At 40.4% G+C, this 2,004-nt stretch carries 2 protein-coding genes; one reads left to right on the top strand and one right to left on the bottom strand.

What is annotated here, in order from left to right; all coding sequences use genetic code 11:
* Positions 1-544: metal ABC transporter solute-binding protein, Zn/Mn family (locus tag RRG12_RS43535; protein WP_420763316.1), on the bottom strand; the 544-nt coding region annotated here is incomplete at its 3' end.
* Positions 545-1,218: 674 nt separating this feature from the next.
* Here RRG12_RS43535 and RRG12_RS43530 point away from each other — a divergent pair.
* Positions 1,219-1,554, top strand: coding sequence for a hypothetical protein (locus tag RRG12_RS43530; RefSeq protein ID WP_069071853.1), 336 nt, complete (start codon positions 1,219-1,221; stop codon positions 1,552-1,554).
* The last annotated feature ends 450 nt before the right edge of the window (positions 1,555-2,004 follow it).

The following is a 2,004-nucleotide window of genomic DNA, read 5'->3' as shown; positions in this document are numbered from 1 at the left end:
TGGTATTGCTGGTATAAGCCTCTGCATCACTAGATTCTAATTTTCTCAAGTTACTATTAATTACCTCCACCATTCTGATAGCATTTTTGGTATTGTGCCAAAGATGAGGATCAGTTACATTCTTACCACCTGCCTGGAATTTTTGTGGCTTAGGCACTGCCAGTTGACCAACGGCTATTTTCGGTGCTGGGTTTTTAGTCGCTTTAATTAATTTGATCAGATTTGGTTCAAAATTATAACCAGCATAAAGAATAAGATTAGCTTGCTCAATGGCTTCACGATCTTCCTGTTTTGGTTTATAAAATTGGGGGTTGGCAGTAGGAGGAATTAAGCAGGTGAGGTTAACTGTATTTCCGGCAACCTGTCTGGTTAAGTCACACAGTACGCTTGTAGTCGCTACGACTTGAGGAAGATTCTCATCTACCTGGGTGGTAGTCTGAGTGAATGTGGTTCTTGCAGCTTGATTTCCACACCCAACAAATCCAATCGTCAAAGTAACAAAAGTAGCTCGAAAGAAATTATTCAATGGTGATTTTTTTGACATCCTCAACTCCTACTGGATGTATAAAAAAAGATAATCATTATCGGTAAAGTATTAGTGAAATAGTAAGAGGAAGTCTTCAGCAGGGAAGAGGTTAAGGGGAGACAGGTAAGCCTTCGGCTGAGAAAAGGGTAAAGCTTAAGGGAGGAGGAATTAATAGACTCTCTCCTTTCCCTTTTCCCCAGTCCACACCCAGCAATGTTTGGTTGGTGAACCATTAGTGAGGTTTTTACAGGCAAAATATTTAGTTAACTTCACGCAATAGGCTGGAAAACTGGTAGAGGTAGGAGCACAATAATAAAGACGATGCTGGTAAGCCTTCAAGGAGTGTAGTGTAGTTCTCTCACCGTCTGTTGAAGGGGCTATACCATTGTGCTTGCACACCACAAAGATCGCAAATTGAATAGAGTTATCAGGTTAAGGAGTGGGACGTAGTAATGATGAGGCTTATTGAGCATACGGGTTGATTTCGCAAACCGAGTCGTGAATCTAAAGTAATTGTAGCTGTGGTTTTGCGAGGTGTGGACATATAGTTGTTACAAAATTGGCAAATTGGCGATTTTTTAGCCTTCAGCCTTTGTTAGACTAAATTTTCACCCTCTAATTTTTTAATCATTAAATCAGAGCCAAACAAAGTATATAGAACAAATCCTCAAAGCTAATATTGAAGATAAACAATGGTAATTTTAGTTGTCATAATTAACACCCTCATTTCCCTGACACTACTGTATGTGGCTTGGCGGGTGTGGCAACTCAAGCAGCAGCTAGCATACATAGCAGATAGATTAACCGCCTATGAAAGTTGTACCCATACAGCACTGAATAAAGCACCCGAAAATATTTATCTCAGTCAGCAGAATATCCATAACTTACGGCAGAGAAATCAAGCGCTACAAATACAAATTCAACAAGTGCGGCAAATTATCAGTCTACTTTTGCTAGGAAGGCAAATCTGGCAGCGTTATTTTCCGAAGCTAGAGTTAATAACGGGGAAAAGAACAGTTGGAAAATGAGTTATGTCAGGTTCACATGAACATTTATAATTAGGGCTGACGAGGGACACTGAGAGGAGTCCGTAGTAAGATACCTCATGGTGCATTAGCTTCTGGCGTAGGGATCGCTCCCCCTTCTCATCCCTTAGTCTTTAAGTTTGCTAGCAAGAGCGTCTCCGTCAGGAGAAGGGTACGGAACTACGAGGGATGTGCTAACACAAAGAAACCCCGCCAGAAGGCTTGTCGGAGGTTCTAAACTTGGGGATATACGGATATTTTTGGATTATTAAGTAATTAATGCTTTTGATATTAATGAATAAAAGCAACATTTCTGGCTGATATTTTGTCACGATAGATTAACTGGATAAAATCGGTTGAGTCTTGCAAGGGGAGACAACCCACCTAAAATGGGTGTAAGGAGAGAAACAATAAGATGTCTAATAACCGTTCTGGAGTATTTATTGGCGGTTT

The organism is Nostoc sp. CALU 546 (assembly GCF_048836525.1).
The sequence above is the reverse complement of the archived record's forward strand: the minus strand, read 5'-3'. Positions and strand labels throughout refer to the sequence as shown.